The organism is Flammeovirga sp. OC4, assembly GCF_000812565.1.
Classification (GTDB): Bacteria; Bacteroidota; Bacteroidia; order Cytophagales; family Flammeovirgaceae; genus Flammeovirga.
In genome coordinates this window covers 1-21199 of sequence record NZ_JTAM01000078.1, presented here as the reverse complement: position 1 = coordinate 21199, position 21199 = coordinate 1, and the positions used below count along the sequence as shown (strand labels likewise).

18 protein-coding genes and 1 tRNA gene are annotated in these 21199 nt (G+C 33.0%); 8 read left to right on the top strand and 11 right to left on the bottom strand.

The features are described 5' to 3' along the window. Positions 1-261: 261 nt before the first annotated feature. From PL77_RS25595 to PL77_RS25585, 3 genes are all read right to left on the bottom strand, one after another. The gene (locus PL77_RS25595; protein WP_044211644.1) at positions 262-1020 is read right to left on the bottom strand and encodes a class I SAM-dependent methyltransferase; all 759 of its coding nucleotides are present in this window, start codon (positions 1018-1020) and stop codon (positions 262-264) included. Between the two features lie 121 nt (positions 1021-1141). Then, complete coding sequence (locus PL77_RS25590; protein WP_044211643.1) at positions 1142-1675, bottom strand: hypothetical protein; 534 nt, start codon at positions 1673-1675, stop codon at positions 1142-1144. 121 nt (positions 1676-1796) lie between these two features. Then, positions 1797-2399 (bottom strand): OmpH family outer membrane protein, encoded by a 603-nt coding sequence (locus PL77_RS25585; RefSeq protein WP_044211642.1) that lies wholly within the window; start codon positions 2397-2399, stop codon positions 1797-1799. Positions 2400-2649: 250 nt separating this feature from the next. On the opposite strand from PL77_RS25585, the gene PL77_RS25580 reads away from it, so the two are divergent. Continuing rightward, positions 2650-4689 (top strand): BatA domain-containing protein, encoded by a 2040-nt coding sequence (locus tag PL77_RS25580; RefSeq protein ID WP_044211641.1) that lies wholly within the window; start codon positions 2650-2652, stop codon positions 4687-4689. Positions 4690-4773: 84 nt separating this feature from the next. Here the strand turns inward: PL77_RS25580 and PL77_RS31050 are convergent, their stop codons facing one another. Then, a complete protein-coding gene (locus PL77_RS31050) occupies positions 4774-7086 on the bottom strand; it encodes a GAF domain-containing protein (RefSeq protein ID WP_172665951.1) in 2313 nt (770 codons plus the stop codon). Between the two features lie 324 nt (positions 7087-7410). After that, positions 7411-7495, bottom strand: a tRNA-Leu gene (locus tag PL77_RS25570). A 287-nt stretch (positions 7496-7782) separates the two neighbouring features. Between PL77_RS25570 and mnmA the strand changes: the two genes are divergently transcribed. Continuing rightward, positions 7783-8988: a tRNA 2-thiouridine(34) synthase MnmA gene (mnmA, locus tag PL77_RS25565; protein WP_044211640.1), complete on the top strand. Its 1206-nt coding sequence runs from the start codon at positions 7783-7785 to the stop codon at positions 8986-8988. 125 nt (positions 8989-9113) lie between these two features. Here mnmA and PL77_RS25560 read toward each other — a convergent pair whose 3' ends face one another. The 5 genes from PL77_RS25560 to PL77_RS25540 form a co-directional block, all read right to left on the bottom strand. Then, a complete protein-coding gene (locus PL77_RS25560) occupies positions 9114-9644 on the bottom strand; it encodes a hypothetical protein (protein WP_044211639.1) in 531 nt (176 codons plus the stop codon). A 34-nt stretch (positions 9645-9678) separates the two neighbouring features. Further along, positions 9679-10530, bottom strand: coding sequence for a rod shape-determining protein MreC (mreC, locus tag PL77_RS25555; RefSeq protein ID WP_044211638.1), 852 nt, complete (start codon positions 10528-10530; stop codon positions 9679-9681). Between the two features lie 167 nt (positions 10531-10697). After that, positions 10698-11723 carry a rod shape-determining protein gene (locus PL77_RS25550; RefSeq protein WP_044211637.1) on the bottom strand — a complete coding sequence of 342 codons (1026 nt, stop codon included), beginning with the start codon at positions 11721-11723 and terminating at the stop codon, positions 10698-10700. A 283-nt stretch (positions 11724-12006) separates the two neighbouring features. Continuing rightward, the gene (locus PL77_RS25545; protein ID WP_082026733.1) at positions 12007-12672 is read right to left on the bottom strand and encodes a carboxypeptidase-like regulatory domain-containing protein; all 666 of its coding nucleotides are present in this window, start codon (positions 12670-12672) and stop codon (positions 12007-12009) included. A gap of 274 nt (positions 12673-12946) precedes the next feature. Continuing rightward, on the bottom strand, positions 12947-13621 hold the full coding sequence (locus PL77_RS25540; RefSeq protein ID WP_044211636.1) for a hypothetical protein: 675 nt from the start codon (positions 13619-13621) through the stop codon (positions 12947-12949). Between the two features lie 451 nt (positions 13622-14072). Between PL77_RS25540 and atpD the strand changes: the two genes are divergently transcribed. From atpD to PL77_RS25515, 6 genes are all read left to right on the top strand, one after another. Then, positions 14073-15578, top strand: a complete 1506-nt coding sequence (atpD, locus tag PL77_RS25535; RefSeq protein ID WP_044211635.1) for a F0F1 ATP synthase subunit beta — start codon at positions 14073-14075, stop codon at positions 15576-15578. A 147-nt stretch (positions 15579-15725) separates the two neighbouring features. Then, a complete protein-coding gene (locus PL77_RS25530; RefSeq protein WP_044211634.1) occupies positions 15726-15971 on the top strand; it encodes a F0F1 ATP synthase subunit epsilon in 246 nt (81 codons plus the stop codon). Positions 15972-17384: 1413 nt separating this feature from the next. Further along, positions 17385-17615 (top strand): IS3 family transposase, encoded by a 231-nt coding sequence (locus PL77_RS32580; RefSeq protein ID WP_156152542.1) that lies wholly within the window; start codon positions 17385-17387, stop codon positions 17613-17615. Positions 17616-17983: 368 nt separating this feature from the next. Continuing rightward, a complete protein-coding gene (locus tag PL77_RS31610) occupies positions 17984-18139 on the top strand; it encodes an IS3 family transposase (protein WP_082026732.1) in 156 nt (51 codons plus the stop codon). A gap of 461 nt (positions 18140-18600) precedes the next feature. Next, positions 18601-19332 (top strand): exopolysaccharide biosynthesis polyprenyl glycosylphosphotransferase, encoded by a 732-nt coding sequence (locus PL77_RS25520; RefSeq protein ID WP_305728126.1) that lies wholly within the window; start codon positions 18601-18603, stop codon positions 19330-19332. Positions 19333-19417: 85 nt separating this feature from the next. Then, complete coding sequence (locus PL77_RS25515) at positions 19418-20590, top strand: O-antigen ligase family protein (RefSeq protein WP_156152540.1); 1173 nt, start codon at positions 19418-19420, stop codon at positions 20588-20590. Here the strand turns inward: PL77_RS25515 and PL77_RS25510 are convergent. Further along, a complete protein-coding gene (locus tag PL77_RS25510) occupies positions 20587-21123 on the bottom strand; it encodes a hypothetical protein (protein ID WP_052444727.1) in 537 nt (178 codons plus the stop codon). The two genes, PL77_RS25515 and PL77_RS25510, sit on opposite strands and share 4 nt — an antisense overlap. Positions 21124-21199 lie beyond the last annotated feature (76 nt).

The window sequence follows — 21199 nt, the reverse complement described above, 5'->3', positions numbered from 1 at the left end:
TTCAGCATCTGTGATATTTGTAAAAGATTATTTTACTAGAATTCCATAAGTGCCATATAAGTGAATGAATATTTTGTTATTTAATAAGTTCACGAAACAATTCACTTATTATTGCACTATGTTGATAATTATTTGCATTTAGTATACATTCGCTTTATATTTGTGTCACTAACCAATTCAATTATCACTTCAATAGAAAGCACGTTTTCATTTTAAGGAAACGTGCTTTTTTGTATTCAGACTACTTTTATTGTAAGTGAGTTATACTTTTTTAGCGATATAAAAACCGTAACTATAGTAGTCTTTAAACTGCTTATACATTTTGATTTCTTCCTTTTCTTGCGTTACAAGGTTTTTAGCTTTTTCAGAATGATTATTTTCTTCTAAAAATGCTTCAAAACGATCTTCAATTGGACTGTAATAATTATCCAACCAACTTTCTTGTTTTAATGGAAAATACCCTACTGGTTGATACCCTAATTCTTCTATCACTTCTAGCTTATTTGAAGCAGTATCAATTTCCGGATATGCGGCGTTCCAATATTCCTCAATCTCTTTAGGCCTGCTATTGGTTAACCATGTAATTTCACTTACCGCAATATACCCACCTTGCTTAAGGTATTTTTTCCAGTCCTCTAACCCTTTTTTAAAACCAATATTATAAATAGCCCCTTCTGACCAAATCAAATCAAACACACCTTCGTCAAAAGATAATTGATCCATTGATTCCTTCAGAGTAATGATTCTATCATCAAAATTATTTTGAACTGCTTTCAAGTTTAATTGCATCAAAAATGCGTTAAAAAGATCTACAGCAGTGATTTCGGCTTTTTCCAATACTGTCGCTAAAGCAAAAGTCTGTGCACCAGAACCACAACCAATATCTGCTACTTTCAGAGGCTTCTCAAAATCAAGATTGGTCAATGATAGTGCTTTTTCAGTTTCAGTATCACTACCTGGTCCTTGTCGATCAGCTTTAACATGAAAATCAACAAGTAATTTAAAATCTTCTTCAGTCATAGTATTAGGGTTAATTAAGTACTAAGTCACAAATAGGTCATAGTTTATTTTTGGCTTAATACTTAGGATATAAAAAACTCCATCAAAATAGAGTACTATTAAAGATGGAGTTTCCAAATGATTATAATTTCATATCTGTCTCTTCAAAAGGAATATTTTGAAGCATAATTTCTTTGTCTCGTTTATTCAACCTCAAATCAGAAATCACCGTATGAACCGTTGGGTTACTCATGGCCAATAATATTAATGAGAATAAATAAACACCCATCATTAATGGCTCTAACGTCAATCTATAAAGTACCACTGTAATTACAGGAGCTATTGCCAATGGAATAAATTTGAAGCATTGACCTTTAAGAAGCATGGTTAATCGGTAGGGAAGTGAATCTTCTTTTCTGATGACCTTTAACTTCTTTTGGTACTGCATGTAAACTACAATTGCTACTGCCACCGCTATCGCTGCTGTAATACCTGAAAACACCTTACCCAGAGGCTCAATGATCGGCTCTAGCTCTTCGTTCTTATTCTGAAGATACCAAATAGTGAAGAAAGGTACGGAGAGACTTGCTAAAGAATAAAATACAATTCTCAATTTATTGACCATTTCGAATGGGTCTTTGAACCCTTCAAAAAAGTTTGGTTTTCTATCGCTCATATTGTTTAATTATCTGTTACCACAAAGGTACAAAGCTTAAATTTTAATGAAAAAAAATCCACAACAGCATAACAACTATTGTGGATTGAAAAGTACCCTAAAATACTTTGTCTAAATTAAATTACTTCGATCCTTTTTCTTCAGATGAAGCAGCATTTAATTCCTCTTCATATTTAGCATTCAAACCATCGATAACAGCTTGAGTAATATCCTCTACGTTTGGAGTTGACCAGATTACAGTAGATGTAACACCATCGCTATAACCTAATACAATACTATAGTTTTTGTCTGCTGAGTAAGAATCTAAAAATTCTTTTACTCTTTTACGTACCTCAGCTTGGATAGACGCCTCTTCAGCAGCTAAACCTTGTGCTTGAGATTGTTGAGCAATTTGAATTTCTTGTTGTTTGATTGCTAACTCCTCTTGTTTCTTACGAACATCATTTTGAGACATTAAACCTGCTCTAGCTCTTTTTTCAAAGTTCTCAGCATCCTTTTGAAGCTTCATTGCACGAGTTTGCAATTGCTTTTGGCTTTTCTCTACTTTCGCTTGGAATTCTTTGTATTGATCTTCTCCGAATTTATAGTAAACAGATAAAGTATCGTTGTTGATATAAGCGATCTTTGTTGTAGTTCCTGCTGGTGCTGCTGTTTGAACAGGTTGAGGTTGCTGACATGCAATCATTGTAGCAATGATACCTACTACGATTAATAACTTCTTCACTTTATTTATTAGTTTAGAATGTGATTCAAAAAAATGTACTATGAAAATAGATAAAAAAAACTTCGATGGAAGGTATTTTTCTATTTTATTTCCGATTTAATCCGGCACAAATATAATTAAATCCTTCTAAGTGTAAAAAGTCCTATTCTTTCATTGTATCTTACTAGTATAATTTTCACAAAAATGATGAAATTAGATACGTAGAAGTACTCTTTGTACATCAAAGTATCGATATAAGTCTAGATTTTCTATGAACTTCGTAAACCCTGTTTTTTTATATGCCCTGCCTTTGGTTGCGGTGCCGCTAATTATTCACCTTTTTAATTTTCAGAGGTCGTCTGAAGTAAAGTTTACCAATGTTGCCTTTCTTCAAACTGTCAAGGAAATGTCCAATGCACAAGACCGTTTGAAAAAGATATTGGTAATGATTGCCCGTATGGCCTTCATACTATTGGCTATTCTCACCTTTGCCCGCCCATATATACCAAAAGAAGATGGTAGTACACTCCTAAAAGGTGATACTGGTAAAATCAGTATTTATATTGACAACTCCTTCAGTATGCAAAGCGAACGTAATGGTAAAACGCTTTTGGATGCTGGTAAAGATATTGGTAGAAATATCCCAGGTATTTTTCCTGTAGGATATAATTATCAAATCATTGACAATCGCTTTACAGGAAGTTCAAGGTACTTTAAAAACCAAGATCGTACAGAGGAAGAAATTATTGGCTTAACTTATTCTAATTTCACTAGAGGGTTAGATGAAGTCAATACTTTCAGTCAAGATGCATTTGTAAGAGAAAAGATGGGAGACAATAAGCAAATTTTTATGGTCTCAGATTTTCAAAAGTCCACTAACTTAGCATTTGAACAGTTTGAGTTTGATACCTCAACAACTTATCATTTAATACCTTTACAAGCTGATAAAACTGAAAACCTACGCATAGATTCTGTTTGGTTAGAAAAACCATTCTTGAAAGAAAAAGAAAATAATAAGCTTTTTGTGAAAGTGTCTAACCTTGGAAAAGGTGAAGTCAAAGACAGAGACCTAAAATTATATATAGAGGATGTGCAATCTTCAAATGCAACAATTTCATTAGAAGAAGAAGAAACTAAAACAATAGAAATGGCATTTGCTATTGGTAATTCTGGTGCGAAAAGATGTAGAGTAAGCATTGATGATTATCCTGTTGACTTTGATAATGACCATTATTTTATTTTAAATGTTTCTCCAAACATTAACATTGCTATTATATCAGATAATCCTAGAAAATATTTATCTACGGTTTTCAAAAGTGAACCCTTCTTAAATGCTACTTCTTTCCGATCTAATTCTATCAATTATTCAGCAACAAATGGGGCTGATTTATTGATTCTAGATTATGTGGAATCCATCAATGAATCGTTGAATGAAGTAATCACCAATGCAATTAGAAACGGGACCAATATAGCCGTTTTCCCTCCTCCTAATATGGACATAGAAAGTTACTCTACTACTTTTGGTGTTTTAATATCAAAAAATAATATTTCGGCAAGCAGTCAATATATTGGTACAATTCCTCCTCCTAAGAAAGATCCTTTCTTTGCCAATGTATTTGAAAAGAGAATTAAGAATATGAGTATGCCGGAAGGTATTTCTAATTACCAATGGAATGGCAGAGGAGTACACACACTTTTAGGATATAAAAATGGACAAAGCTTTTTAACGATACAAGAAAATGCATTACAGAACATTTACTTCAGTTCTGTCCCTCTTGACCCTCAATATTCTAATTTTGGAAAGCATGCATTATTTGTTCCAGTGATGTATAGAATGGCCATTTTAAGTAAGACCCAGTCAGATCAACTATCTTATAATTTTGAAGAAAAAAACATTCGAATTCGATTAGAAGGACTTCAAAAAGGAAGTATGTACAAGTTGCAAAAGGAACAGCTTGAAATCATTCCAACTCAAAAGGTCAACGCTGATATTCTTACATTAAAACTGCCCAATGAAGATATGGAAGCAGGTTGCTATGCCATTAAAAATACTGAAAATGATGCTATTGTTGGCTATATCGCCTTTAACTATGATATTTTAGAATCTAAATTAGAAAGTTATTCTACTGACGAGTTAAAAGAAAAATTTCAGAATTTGAAAAATGTAAAAGTATACAACAATAGTAAAGCAGATACTTTCAAGCAGGTTTTTATGGAAGATAATGTTGCACAACCTCTATGGAGATTCTTCTTATTATTCGCATTACTTTTCCTAAGTATTGAAATGATTATCCTTCGATTTTGGAAATAAAATAGTAATTGATACTAGTCTGAAATAAAAAATCCATTGTAAACAAAGAGGTTACAATGGATTTTTTATTGGTGAAAATGGCTATTAGACTTTTTCTACTTCTGATGACAAATCATCACCTTTTTCACCTAATTGAGATTTATAATATAAGATTTGCTCGTCTTTTAAAGCTATTTCTTTCTTTAACTCGTTTCTTACTTCCTCAAGTTCTATTTGTCTTCGTGCCATTTCTTCTTGAGTCGTTTGAAGTTCCTCTGTGTTTTGAAGCATTTCTTCTTCTCTTGTTCTTAACTCTTGCGTTAATTTTTGTGCATCAGAAAGTAAATGTGCAGTTCTTGTATTGTGCTTCGCTGATGTAATAGCAGAAGCTATATTCTCTGAAATTCTTTCTACAAACTCGATCATGTACCTTTCAAATACATCAAAAGAAGCCACTTCAATAACTCCCAAAGCTTGCTCATTAAACTTTAAAGGAACAATTAAGATACTCTTTGGAGAGGCTAAACCAAGACCCGTTATAATCTTCGAATAACCTTCCGGTACATCATCAATAAACAATGATTCGTTTTCTTGCCAACAACGACCTGCTAAACCTTCTCCAAAACCGATTTTCTTATGAAGATATTTTTGTCGATCAAAAGCATAACAAGCTTTCAACTGTAAATACGCTTTATCTTCGATTTCATCATCCTCTACCAAAAATAACATTCCTTGATTGGCCGATAAATAATCTACCAATTCCCTTAATACTACTTCGTAAAGTTGATCTACATTGTCTAAGTATTGTCTGGTAATATCAGCAAACTTTGTCACACCTTCATTGACCCATTGCCTTCTGTGATCCTCAATAGAAACCTCTTTTAAACGATCTCTCATCTTCACCAAAGAGTTACCCAACACGTCTTTATTACCATAGGTTTCAAATTTTGTTTCAAAATCACCTTTACCTATATCTCTTGCGAAATCTGACGTATCCTTTGTTCGACTAATAAGCGTATTCATCGAATCAATAGTCTTTCCTATTTCATCAGCAGATGTAACCGGAATTGATGCAGATAAATCACCTTTTGAAAGCTTGGCAATAGCCTCCTGAAGTTTATAAATAGGCCTAGTAAAACTTGTAGAGTAGGCATTCGATACAATCACACCAATGATAAAAATAACCAAAGTGGCTAGTGCTACATTCCATTTCAATCTTTCAATGGATTCAAATGCCTCTTCTTCCTGCATTTCTGCAATAATGATCCACGGTAGTTCCCTTATTTTTAAACTCGAATAAGCACTCAAAGCGGGTTTACCTAAATAGTTCTTAGAAAGTAGGTTTCCCGAATGTCCTTTTAAAGCATCTAGAACGGGTTCTGTAGTAACAGTTTTAGATAATACAGTTGTTCTTAATGATTTGATTTGACTGATTTCATCACCAGAAATTTTAAGTTCTAATAACTCCTCATAAAACTTCTCAGCCCCTTCTTTAAAAAGACGGGCATCACTTCTCATCAACTGATCTTTACCCACCAAATAAGTTTCTCCTGTTTTCCCTAATCCTTCTTGCTTCCAATCACCATCGTCTGTCATGATCTTGTTGATCGCAGACAAAGGCATTGTAGCAATAAGTACAGCTATTTTTTCACCTTCTTCATAAACAGGTGCAGAAAAAAAGATTTGTAAGTCACCATAAGCCCCTTCGTAAGAAACAAAATCAGATAGAATCACCATATTAGGGCGAATCGAATTTCTGGCTAAAGTAAATGCCTGTCCTAGAGCAGACTGCCTAAATACACCATCCATTAAACTAGAGCCAAAGTCTGTATTTTTAGCTACAGAATAAATTACCTCAGAAGTATTGACATTCACTAGTAAAATATCTGCAAAACCATCAGCCATTAAAAACCTTCTGAATGAAGAATGATATCTTTCATGAATATCAGAATAAGCCGTTTTATCTTCAGCTCTATTCATTAGATACTTCTTCCCGATTGGGTTTTGATTATTGGCGATATAAAGGCTTTGAAGTACAACAGCTTTATCCGATAACTCCTCTGTGCTTTTGATAAGTTGTTTGGAAAAAAGGTCTTGATCCCCCAATTTTCTATCTACACTTGTCCGGTAAAACTCCTTCAAGTCTCTTCTCATAAGCGTAATCTTACCCGGAGAATAATAGAAGTCCATGATAGAATAAGCGGGTGACAGTTCCATTACTGCATCTGCTACCATCCTACTTTGGGCTAATACACTTACTTGCTCTTTAGCGTCTTCTATAAAAGACTCCAATGCTCTCCTTTTTACTTCTCTTACAGAAGTCAATTGAGCAAATACCGCCTCTTCAAGAGATTTCTTTGCAGAATAATACCCTAAAAAGCCTACCGCAATACTGGAAAGTGCAGCTATTATAAGCATGTTAAGCAAAACCTTAACACGTATACTTAAATCATTTAATCTTAAACCAACATTCTTAGGAGTTGATGATTGATCACTCATAGTCTACTTTATATGTGTCCTACTACTTCAGTACTTTAAGCAATTCAAGTACCATGATTACATAGTGGATGTATGAACTATTTCTTTTTATAGAATTTATTCCTGATTATGAAAAATAATCATTCAATGTGAATAGATAAAATCACTATGACTATAAAGAATAACGAAGAAACAAGTATTCTATTTTTAAGATTACTAAATTTTGGGCATAAAAAAAAGGTTGATATTTCTATCAACCTTTCTTGGTGCGGGTGGAGGGACTCGAACCCCCACGCCGTGAAGCACTAGATCCTAAGTCTAGCGTGTCTACCAATTTCACCACACCCGCTTTTTGTTGTGGCCTTTTGTTTTAAAGCGATGCAAAGGTGCATGTTTTTATATTACCACGCAAGTTTATCTTGAAAAAAGTTTCTAAACAAAATTAAATATAATGCGTTTTACATTTCCCAAAAGAATATAAGCCTGTTATTCAGATGTGTTAAGTATCTGATAATAAATAGTGTGTACAACATCAAAAAGATATTCCTATCTTTGAAAAAAAAATCAGATTTTTATAAAAAAAATTTGATGTGTTTGTGAAAAGGGAACTTAACCCCCTGTAAGCATTTTAATTTTATGGCAAAAAGAGTAGTAGTTGGTCTATCCGGTGGAGTAGACTCAAGCGTAGCCGCTTATTTATTAAAAGAGCAAGGTTATGATGTAATTGGTCTTTTTATGATCAATTGGCACGATGGAAGTGTAACAATTCAAGGTGAATGTCCATGGATTGACGATAGCAATGATGCATTGCTTGTCGCCAACAAACTAAACATTCCATTCCAAAGTGTAGATTTAAGTGAGCAATACAAAGAACGTATTGTTGACTATATGTTTGCGGAATATGAGGCAGGCAGAACCCCAAACCCAGATGTATTATGTAACAGAGAAGTGAAGTTTGATGTCTTTATGGACATTGCCATGTCACTTGGTGCTGATTATGTAGCAATGGGACACTATTGTAGAAAAGACTCTTTCATTGATGAAAATGGCAAAGAAGTCTTCCGTTTATTAGCAGGTGTAGATGGAAATAAAGATCAAAGTTATTTCTTATCTCAATTGAATCAAGAACAACTTTCTAAAGCATTATTCCCTATCGGGGAATTAACCAAACCTGAAGTAAGGGCAATTGCAGCTGAACAGGATTTAATTACTGCTAACAAAAAAGATTCTCAAGGGCTCTGCTTTATTGGTAAAGTAAAACTTCCAGATTTCTTGAAGCAACAATTAATGCCTAAAGTGGGTAATATTGTTGAGGTTCCTGTTGATCACCCTATTTATCTAGAAAGAGAAGCATCGATCAAGGATGCATCTTCTGATAGTGAAAGGCTAGAGCTTGAAACACTTCCTTATTCCTATAAACCAACTTACGGTAAAAAGGTGGGAGAGCATCAGGGAGCACATTATTACACAATCGGCCAACGTAAAGGTTTAGGTGTTGGAGGTACTCCACTTCCTTTGTTTGTGATTGCAACAGACACTGAAACAAACACTATTTATACTGGTCAAGGTAGTGAGCACCCTGGTCTAAATAGACAAGGTTTAAAAGTAGAATCCAATGAAATTCATTGGGTCAGAGAAGACCTTCAAATGAAGGTTGGCGAAACACGAGAGTATATGGCAAGAATCAGATATCGTCAGCCCTTAGAAAAGGTCACTCTTTATCAAAAAGAAGAAGGGCTATATTGTGTTTTCGAAAATAAACAGTCAGGTATCTCAGCAGGTCAATTTATCTCTTGGTATGAAGGAGACGAATTAATTGGTTCTGGCGTAATTGGAAGATAACTTTTAAAAAGTCTAATATGCTCCATGCATGTATTTTGGCTGTATCTCACCAATTATTTTCATAATAAAAATGGTCATAAACTTTTGAAGCTTATGACCATTTTTGATTTATTTCCTCTACAAACTTAGATTCTTCTACGCCCTACATTACTATAAAATAAGTACTGAATCGCTAGTACTATTACCAATGTAGCTATTGTACTCAAAACACCTCTTAATATAGCCTTAGGCATAAACGCCATACTTCCTGCTTCTATCATGAATAATGTAATATGGTGTAATATTATTTGTGGAATCACAAAGACCAGAAAAGCTCCAAATCCCATTTGATGAATTGTTGGTACCTCTGAAAGTTCATATCCTCCCGTAGGTGCCGTCCATTTCATTATTTGTGTCCTTGTAAAAGCCAGGAAAACACAAGCTGCAGTATGTATACCAATAGAATCATAAAATATATCGATCACAAAACCCATACAAAAACCAACAATCAAAATACTCATGTTCATGGCTCCAAATGGCAGCAAGATAAGAAAAGCAATGTAAGGGAATACCATCACATTACCTTCAAAGAAAGTAAGGTTTCTAAAAAACAATACTTGAACAAAAAGATAGATTAAAAATAAACCTACTTGTTTTAACCAAATTTCTCTTCCCATAATTTCTTTTTAACCCTTAAGACATCTACTAATTTTACTGTTCATCCATAGATTCCAAAGAATCTTTTTCTATTCTGAATAATGACTTTGAAACATACACATGGTGCAGTTTTGAAAAGTCTACAGAAACATCAATTGTGACTAGCCAAAATCGTTCTGAAGGCGTCTTTTCTGCTTCTGTTACCACACCCAACATCACACCTTCTGGATATACTGTATTAAACCCAGAGGATGTAATCGTGTCTCCCACATTAATATCTAAGTGCAATGGTAAATAATTTGCAGATGCTTTCGTAGGGTCCTCTGTATTCCACGTTACCGTACAAAGCGCTCCATTCTTCTTTAGCTCTGAAGATACCGCCATATCTCTATGCAAAAGTGAATAACAAGTTGCAAAGTGATTGGATACTGACTTTACCTGACCTACTACTCCATCCTTTGTCATGATTCCCATCCCTTCAACAATTCCATCCTTTCTACCTTTATTCAAAGTAATGTAATTGGCTGACCTGTAAACAGAATTATTAATTACTCTTGCAGGTATAAAGTCATAGGCAATAGTATCACTCATACCGTAAAATAGTGGAGATAAGGTATTCTTTGTATCAACACTATCATTAATACCTGCCACCTGATATAATTCAATTTGCTTTCTTAAAAGAGCATTTTCATTTAACAAGTCTTCATTGACCTCAGTAAGGTTAAAATACTGTTCTATATTAGATGTAGTATTATAAATCCCTCCTACTACAGTATTAGAAGAAGACAGAATGACCGAACGTTGATAAGTATTATTATTCACAATTAAAGCAGCTGCCACTAACTCTAAAAGAATAAATACTAAAAAGACTCGGTACTTAAATATGATAGCAAATAATTGACTCATATAATGGCAATAAAAATATTATCTCCAGAAAAAATATAAGGCAAAAAGAGTTTTTAGCTTATCGTAAATATTTCTTTTCCCTTAAATATCATGCAAGATAAAATGAAGATCCGAACAAAAAAAAACGCAATGGAATCTTTCAATTCATCTTGCGTTTTTTTATATAATTAGGTAATCAAAATTGCTTTATACCTATTTAATTCCCTTAATACATGTCCTGTTCCTAAAACAACAGCTCTTAACGGATCATCTGGAACATGCACTGGTAATTTTGTTTTAAGTGAGATTCGTTTATCCAATCCTCTCAATAATGCTCCACCACCAGTTAAGTGAATTCCTCTATCATAAATATCTGCAGATAATTCTGGAGGAGCAGTTTCTAAGGCCCTTAAAATAGCCTCTTCAATTTTAGATATGGATTTATCTAGTGCAAACGCTACCTCTGCGTAAGATACGTTGATCACTTTTGGTATACCGGTTAGTAAATCTCGGCCACGAATTTCATAGTCCTCGGGAGCATCATCTAACTCTGCTAAAGCTGCCCCAACTTCAAACTTAATTTTTTCAGCTGATCTTTCACCAATAAGTAAATTATGTTGGCGGCGCATATAATCTAAAATGTCTCGATTAAATACATCTCCAGCAGTTCTTACAGATTGATCACATACGATCCCAGACATTGCAATCACTGCAATCTCTGTCGTTCCTCCTCCAATATCTACCACCATACTTCCCATTGGTTCCTCAATATTTACACCTATACCAATTGCAGCTGCGATCGGTTCCGGAACCATATATACTTCTTTGGCTCCAGCGTGTTCGGCAGAGTCACGAACAGCCCTTTTTTCTACTTCAGTGATGCCCGAAGGAATACAGATGACCATTCTATGAGAAGGAGTGAAAAATCGTTTTTTAGCATCAGACATCTTAATCAAGCCACGAATCATTTGTTCTGCAGCATGAAAGTCCGCAATTACGCCATCTTTAAGAGGACGAATCGTTTTAATATTTTCGTGCGTTTTCTCATGCATTTGCATGGCCTTTGCACCTAGAGCAATCACTTTTCCTGATTGCCTATCTAATGCAATGATAGAAGGTTCTTCTACCGCAATTTTGCCTTTGGTGAGAATCAGCGTGTTAGCTGTTCCTAGATCTATTGCTAGATCACTTGTAAAAAAATCAAAGAAGCCCATTGATACTTTACTCTATTTTCATTATTCAAGATAATTGGTGTAACTGCAGTAAAAAAAATCAAGTTATTAATGGTTTCAATTTGTAACATTTACCTCTATTTGAGTAAACATTCTCAGTATATTGAAAAGGGAATACAAGACAAATGATCAGTATTTGTCTCACCTATTTTTATTGGTTATCAATACAACCGCTTTAATGAAGCATAATAACCGCCTTATCTACGGCTATAAAAGAAACGGCAAATAATGTACCTATGGTATATCAAACACCTATAAAATTACGTTATTCTTTTCTTTTAAAGTCACCTCGTTTTATGGATTTAATCAAATCACCCCAAGCAAATGGGTTCAGTAATGGGTTTGCAGTCTCCATAAAATACTGAGTAGCAATTTGATCTGCCCTATAATTCATATAATATTTGTAGTTACCAGTTGCTCCCATTGGCAATGCATTAGACATCATTGTCAATTTCTCCTGGCTTAGATTTTTTTCCATATTTTCAACCCTTTGATCTTTTTGCTCTCCTAATGCTAAGAATGCCTCTTCAAAAATCTCTTTGGTTGGGTATGGAAAGACTTCAAGTAATGGAAGCTCTGTCACTTCCTCTCTCATTTCTATCAACACCGTAAAACCTAAATCATCTCTTTTAGGAATTACAATTTCTTGTTTTGCAAAACCAACCGAACTCACGACAATAGTATCCCCTACTTGTGTAGGCATCGTGAAAAAACCTGCATGATTGGTCACAGTTCCTCTACCTGCTTGTTTGATATAAACGTGAGCTCCAGGTACACCATATGAACTATCTCCTTCAACTACAATACCTGAAAACTGAATTGTGTTTTGTTCTCCTTGGGCGAAAATATCATTAGGCTGTAAAAAGAAAGTAACTACTCCTAGAAATAGCACTACTTTATAGTTTAATATTTTTTCAAAAAATTGAATCATTCTTCGTCAATGAATAATTTTGATATGTGATTAAGTTTATCAAATATAACGAAAGCCTCAATACAAAAGGGATGTATTGAGGCTTTTCTTGAAATATTTGTAAATAATTAAGTGAATTAGAGATTTAAACTTTTCTCTTTAACACTCTTCGTTCTTTTTTAATAACCTAAACCATTCGAAGTCATCGTATTCCTTGTTACTTCTGAAAAGGTTTTTTATATGACTACTTTTTTGAATAGACGGCTCAAAATGCACTCAAATATATTTTATCATACTAATGTCCTGCACTTTCGTCTGATGAAACAGCTGATGCTAACATCGATGATTTAATTTTTTCAAATTGTTGCTTTTTTAGGTGTTTCAGCTCCATACTTCTTTCTTGTACCCATTTTTCTGGAGAGTATTTTCCTTGTGGATATTTATCCCAATACCCAACGTATTCTAATCCTAATGATTCAAACTCCATTCTAAACTCATCATCAATTAGAATAAAGTTTTCTCTTAGATTTCTTGCTAACGTTGTTATCGCACTTGGTGTTTGCACCATTTGCTGTTCCATTTCTTCAAAATGCTGCCTTAACTCTTGTTTTTCCAACAATATCTCATTCGCGGTTACTTGAGCTTGAAGCTCCTCTCCACCCCAAAATTCATCATTATCAGCAAAAACTTCTTGCTGAAGCTGCTCCGCCGATGGTCTATTATGCTGCTCATCTTGCGATAACGGTGCTGAAGGCCCAAGCATTTGTTTCCAACTTTTGATGTTTTCTTTCTCAGAAATGTTCATACAAACCCATGACTTACCGATATAGGCAGCCCACAAACTCATATCTGTCGGTGTTTCTTGTAGTAGTGACCAAACTTTTGGTTTGTTAAGAGGATCATTTGCATAAGCATTCAATGTTAGAAACGTAAATGCTAGTAATAGATAAAAGGTATTTTTAATCTTCATTTTTCACACAGTAAGTTGCCATTTTGAGTTGTCCATGAAACATACTTATTCTAAAGTATATTTTTAATAAACAACGTAAAACGAGTGTTGATTGCTAAGGTAACCTAAAAAATCATGCCTAATTCGATGTAAGTTTTTATAGCAATAGTTCTCAATTATAATAAAGTCTGTTTACAAGAAGTAAAACTTACATGTAAATTCCTAATAAATTTTAATCTTGATTAAAGATACGCCCCACAATTAACTCTATTTGGTAAAAAAGGGGGTGAAATTCAAAATTTCAACCGGTATACCATAAAAATTGCAATTAAAATACAATTCTTACACTTAAAATGTCAATAATCTTTGGAATCATTAGATAGTATTATAGTTTTGCATTGAAAATAGTCTTTGAAGTAGTCTTGCTTCGAAGCTTGTGTTTGAATTCATTGATATAATAATAAATACCAAGATGTCAAATATCGGTAAAGTTTCCACAGTCATTGGACCAGTAGTTGACGTCAGCTTCGAAGCAGAAGGATCTACGCTACCTGCGATTTACAATGCTTTGAAGGTGAAGAAATCCAATGGTCAAGAGATCATTTTGGAAGTTCAACAACACCTTGGCGAGGAACGCGTTCGTACAGTAGCGATGGACGGTACAGAAGGTCTTCAGCGTGGTGCTGAAGTACTTGATACAGGCGAGGCTATTGCAATGCCTACAGGTGAAGAAGTTAGAGGTCGTTTATTCAACGTTGTAGGTGAAGCTATTGACGGAATGAAACAACCTTCTGGTAAAACTTCATTACCTATTCACAGATCTGCTCCTCCATTTGATCAATTAGCAACTTCTACAGAAGTTCTTTATACAGGTATCAAAGTAATTGACTTATTAGAGCCATATACTAAAGGTGGTAAAATTGGTCTTTTCGGTGGTGCCGGTGTAGGTAAAACAGTATTGATCATGGAATTGATTAACAACATCGCAAAGGTATACTCAGGTATTTCTGTATTTGCTGGTGTTGGTGAGCGTACTCGTGAAGGTAATGACCTTCTTCGTGAAATGATCGAATCAGGCGTAATCAAATACGGTAAAGAATTCGAAGAAGACATGGAGAAAGGTGGATGGGACCTTTCTAAAGTAAACGAAGAAGAGCTTGCTCAATCACAAGCGACATTGGTATTCGGTCAAATGAACGAACCTCCAGGTGCTCGTGCTCGTGTAGCTTTATCAGGTCTTACTATTGCAGAGTACTTCCGTGATGGTGACGGAGAAGGTGAAGGTAGAGATATCTTATTCTTCGTTGACAACATCTTCCGTTTCACTCAAGCAGGTTCAGAGGTATCAGCCCTTCTAGGTCGTATGCCTTCAGCCGTAGGTTACCAACCAACGCTTGCTACTGAAATGGGTGCTATGCAAGAGCGTATTACTTCAACTAAGAGAGGATCAATTACATCCGTACAAGCGGTATACGTACCTGCCGATGACTTAACTGACCCAGCTCCAGCGACAACATTCGCCCACTTAGACGCACAAACAGTATTATCACGTAAGATCACTTCAATGGGTATCTTCCCAGGTGTAGATCCACTTGAGTCATCTTCACGTATCTTATCTCCAGACGTATTAGGAGATGAACACTACAACACTGCTCAACGTGTAAAAGAAACAATCCAACGTTATAAAGAATTACAAGATATCATTGCAATTCTTGGTATGGATGAACTTTCTGAAGAGGATAAGCAGGTAGTAGCTAGAGCTCGTAGAGTTCAACGTTACTTATCTCAACCTTTCCACGTAGCAGAACAATTCTCAGGTATCCCAGGTCTTATCGTAGACATCAAAGATACTATCCGTGGTTTCAACGAAATCTTAGATGGTAAGTGGGATCACCTTCCAGAAGCAGCCTTCATGTTCGTAGGTGCTATCGAAGAAGCAGTAGAAAAAGGTGAGAAAATGCTTGCTGAAGCGAAGTAATTCCTTCACAGCTTAATCATATTCATAAGGCGAGAGTCTAGAGTATTCTCTGATTCTCGCCTTTATTAATTTAGGGAGTAAGAAGTTTACATTTACATAACTACTTCTACCTCTCAAACATAATTTACTTTTATAAATTTATTTATCATGTTTGTTGAATTAATTACTCCTGATAAAAAATATTTTGAAGGTGAAGCTACAGGTGTGAAAGTTCCTGGTATCAACGGGGAATTTGAAATGCTTGATAGACACGCCAACATCATCTCAAGCTTAGCAAAAGGTGATGTTCGTATTGCAAACGGTAGTGATCTTACTACTTTTACAATCGATGGTGGTACTGTAGAAATGCTTGATAACAAATTAGTAATTCTTGCAGAAGCAGTAGTTAGCTAAGCTTCATCGAATGACATTATAATTAAGGACGATTTTCTTCGTCCTTTTTTTATGACTATAATTTACAAATGTCCACAACGTGTTCAATGTAATTTATTTTTGATAGTATTAAATTTACGCCATAAAAAAACACCTCACTAATTGCTTAATGAGGTGAAAACTATACTATCGTATCCTTATATATTCATAAGGAGAAATAATATCCACAAAATCTTGATTAAAAATTGGCATAGTATCGCTAAAATTGATCGTAATTTGTGATTTTATTAGTGAGAAATAGCGTTGTTTTTTTTGAATCGCTAATTAAACAAAATCTTCTGTATATATATGAGTACATACTCATGATAACAATGTGTAATGTTTATCACTAAACACTTATATATCTATATTTTAAATTAAAAATCATTTGAAATAATCATCTTGTAACTAAGATGATTGAAACGTGATACAGTTTCTAAAACCAATAAAAGATAGAAATTGATTTACTCACATATTTGAGGTTTGTTAACTAAGCATAAAGTAACAAAAAATTGTCTTGCATAAAAAGAGAAAAATAGTCAAACTTTATTTTAAATGAACCGAGCAGAGTTTTTATACTCTATTTCTTGTTATTATGTTACTTCAATATTAAGGCTCAGAATGTTTATTTACAAATATTCACTAAACTATTTTTAGCAAATTTATGATTTTTATAAGATTGAAAATGATGCAACGTGTTATTGAAAATATTGTAATAAAAAAGTCATAAAATCTTTCAATAATAGACTTATGACTCTTTATAAGAATTTAAGATAGGAGTGGAATAGTAACCAAAAAGAATACAACTTTTTAAGCTACTCTCTTTACATTCATATTCTTTTTCAGTAGGTGTTTTATAACTTAAGCAGAATGAAGTCTTTTATTATTGCACCAATAAATGGTCACTTCTGGAATAGCTACATATAACCGGAGAGTTAGTAAAGCCCTTTCAATCAAAAAGTATTTCTGCATTATGGGAAAAAGATGTACAAGAAAAAGCTATGACAAAGAATTCAAGTTTATGACAGTTAACTTGGTTCAAAGTGGTAGACCAGCAAAGACAGTTACCGAAGAGAATAACCTGGATAATCATATGATCAGACGATAGTGCGTGAATATAATAAATATGAGAGCAACTCTTTTTGAGGAAATGGAAATGTTGTACAGACATCAGAAGAAGCTAGAATTGCACAGTTAGAAAGGGAGCTTCAAAAGGTAAAATAGAACGCTATATTTTAAAAAAGGTCATAGGTATATTCTCCAAGAGCGACAGTTAACCTATAATTCATTAAAGATAATAGTCAGAAGTTTTCTGTTGAGAGTATGTGTGAAGTTTTAAAAATAAGTAGTTAAGCTTATTACAGCTGGCTTCAAAGAAAAGTATCAAAGCGAAAAATAGCTTTCGAAAGAGATACAAAGTATATTTTAAAGGAATACCATCTTTCAAAAAAGAGGGATGGAAGCCGCAAAATAACTTCCTTATTAAAAGAGAAAGGTATCCAAACTTTTCTAAATCGTGTTGCTAAAATAATGAAAAAAGAGAATATAAAAAGCTGTATTTATAAAAGTTATAAACCTCAAATCACACAATCCAACCATAGAAAGAAGGTCGCATCAATATATTGAATCGGAACTTTAAAACAGATGCACCTTCAAAAGCATGGGTATATGACCTTACTTATATTTTAACAGATCAAGAATGGTTATATTTAACAACCATCTTAGATCTTTTTGACTATTCTATTGTAGAATAGTCAATGTCTAAGGATATGATAGCAAAAAAAAACAGTTTTAAAGGCTTGGAAAATGGCTAAAATAAATCGCAAACCTAAAAAGGGTATGATTTTCCATTCTGATCAGGAAGTTCAATATATCACAGAGAATTTTCAAAAAGATTTAAGAAAAAAATCATGTTATCCAAAGTATGAATCGTAAAGGCAACTGTTGGGATAACGCAGTAGCTGAAAACTTCATTTAAAATTCTCTAATCAGAAATGGCTGATCATAAATATTATTACTCTTTCGCACAGGCTAGAAATGATATCTTTGAATTTATCGAGGTATGGTATAATAAAAAAAGGATTCACTCTGTTTTAGGCTATAAATCTTCAGAACAATTCATGAAATTATATAATCGAAAGGTGGCTTAACTTTATATCCGAAAAAAAGATGCAAATCCAGTTTTCTCATTCAGTTCTGACGATAGTAATACCAAGCGAATATTATTTCACAAGATGTAGTTAAAAAATAGTCTAGTTTGTCGGTGGATAGAGCATACAACTTAACAAACCTATTAAGAGACTACTATATACTTTTTAATAGATTATATTTACTATATTTGCACTATATCAAAAAAAAATATTTATGGATCTATATTCGAAACTTACGCAAGTACATTCGAGTGATATTTCGTTAACTGGGGAATCTGTTTCACTAAGCTATATTAAAAGTAAAAAGTTAATTCATCTTTATTGCCCTAAGGAGACAGTGCAAAAAGTTGAACGCATAAGTAGAGCACATGGGCTAAAGCTAAGTATAAATACCAATAACAAAAATTATTTTACTAATTCTATTGTCCTTTATCATGACCCAACAAATTTATCATTAAAGGATCAAGCAACTATTAAAGAAAATAGAATTAGGTTTCAAAGTAATGCCACTTGTTGACTTCCTAGATAGAGAAAATGGCTTTACAGATATAGAACTATTAGATTGGGAATATTTTTTAAACAAAAGAGAATTTTCTGTTCTAAGAAGAAGTCACAGAGTAATAGCAAAAAGAATAACAGATATCATTTATGCATCTATTTTAGCGACTCTTTCTATACCAGTAATGCTAATTACCGCATTACTAATAAAAATAGAGTCAAAGGGACCTGTTTTCTTTAAACAAAAAAGAGTTGGTTTATATAATAAAGAATTTGAAGTTATCAAATTCAGATCAATGTCTACCGATGCTGAAAAAAATGGTGCTAAATGGGCACAGAAAAATGATCCAAGAGTTACAAAAGTCGGTAAATTTATTAGAGCGACAAGGATTGATGAATTACCCCAACTTTTCAATGTATTAATTGGAGACATGTCTCTAATTGGCCCCAGACCTGAAAGAAAAGTATTTATCAAGGAATTAAAAAAAGAAATTCCTCATTACGAATTTAGACATGCAGTAAAACCTGGTGTTACAGGTTGGGCACAAGTAAAGTATGCTTATGGGGCATCTTTAAATGATGCAATATGGAAACATAGATATGACATGTATTATATAAAGTATCAATCTTTATTGTTTGACCTTAAGATCATATTATATACTGTAAAAACAGTTATTTTTGGTATGGGGAGGTAAATCATTAAAATATCAATTTATACAAAAAGCACTTTAAGAATTAAATTATTTTTAAAGTGTTTTTATTTATTAAATAGTCCTGAGTGTGGAGAGTAAAGACTATATTACATATTTTTTAATTTCAATTTTTGCTTTTTTGAGCATTTCAATTTCATTAACAAATGCAATGATTATTGGATTACTTTTTTTTGCAATATTATATTACCTCAAAAATAAAAAATATGTCAACGATAACTTTAATTATTATTTATTATCACTTTTTATTATACCATTCGTTCAACTAATTGTCCACGGCTATACTTATAATGAATGGTTATATGTAGAGAAATATTTTCCAGTACTTGCTCTTACTTTAACTTTTATTGTAATCCGAACTATCCCTAAAGTTGATTATATACTAGTTCTGAAGTCATTTAGTTATATCATTACAAGCCTCTCTATTGTTTGCCTGATAAATTGGCTTGTTCAAGTTCGTGAAATTGATTATTCCAAAACTCAATTTGATTATACTAATATTATCGGAGGTATCCACGCTGGCTATTTTTCAATATACCTTCTTACGGCTTTAGTCTTTTTTCAATTCTATGCAAAAAGACATTACACTACTTTTTGGTATATTAGACATAGCTTAATAATAATCTCAATAATATTAATCTCATCAAAAACACATGTCGCAATACTTTTAATACTTTTGATTTATTACACAATCCATGAAAGGTATAATAATAAAAGAATATATTATAGTAGTTTATTAATGATTGCTTTATGTCTACTGATCTTTTCTTATTCTGATTTTATTCTTGGTTTCTATTATGCAATAGAAACAAAAACGATTTTATGGAAATGTGGTTTTCAAAGTATTGGTATAAATCAATTTATCTTAGGTTATGGGAATATCGATATGCATAGAGCATTAAATAGCTGTTTTGAAGAAAATAAATCAATAGGGCTTATTGATTTTAATGTTCATAACCAATATTTAGAAACTTTACTAAAGACAGGTTGCATAGGTTTTATATTTCTATATAAGTGTTTATTTAGTAATCTATATATCTTAGTTAAAAGAAAAAAAGACGATATATTTTACGATTTTGCTATACCTGTTTATATAATTATTTTAATTTCTTTTATGACTGAATCAATCTTAGAACGACATATGGGTATTGTTTTTCTCACAATGACATTACTGATTATTAGAGCCTTAATTTACACTAATAAAAATGAAGGTATATATATACCAACTACTTTGAACAATTAATTTCTCATTTTAATATATATATGATTTAAAAATGATTTAGGTAATAACCTAATTGGTATTCTAATCAAAGTTGCTTTTAAAAATGATGGTAAATTTATAAGTTTTTCTTTTAATAGAGAATAAAAAAATAAAAATTCATCTTTACTATATTGCACTCCACTTCTTCTACCAATCATGTCATTTCCTACTCTAGCATGTACTAATACTTTACCTATGTTAATCATCGGTAATGAATTATTTATCATACGTAACCATAAATAATAATCTTCAAAACCATTCTTTTTAAGATAATTACCAGCAATTAATATTGCTTTTTTATTAAACATTACTGACATATGATTAAAAGGGTTTCTCATACTAGAGTATTTATATATGTCTTCTTTAAGTAATGGCACTTGCTTTACCCTATTTAAATCACCTATTTTTTTATTAAACTCTTCCACATAACTTCCAATTAATACATATTTATTTAAAAATGGTAATTGTATTTCAGCTCTATTTAACTCACAAATATCATCCCCATCCATTCTCATGATAAAATCATTTTTACAATTTAAGACACCAAAATGTAAAGCATCACCTTATAGTTACCCCATCAAAACGGACTGC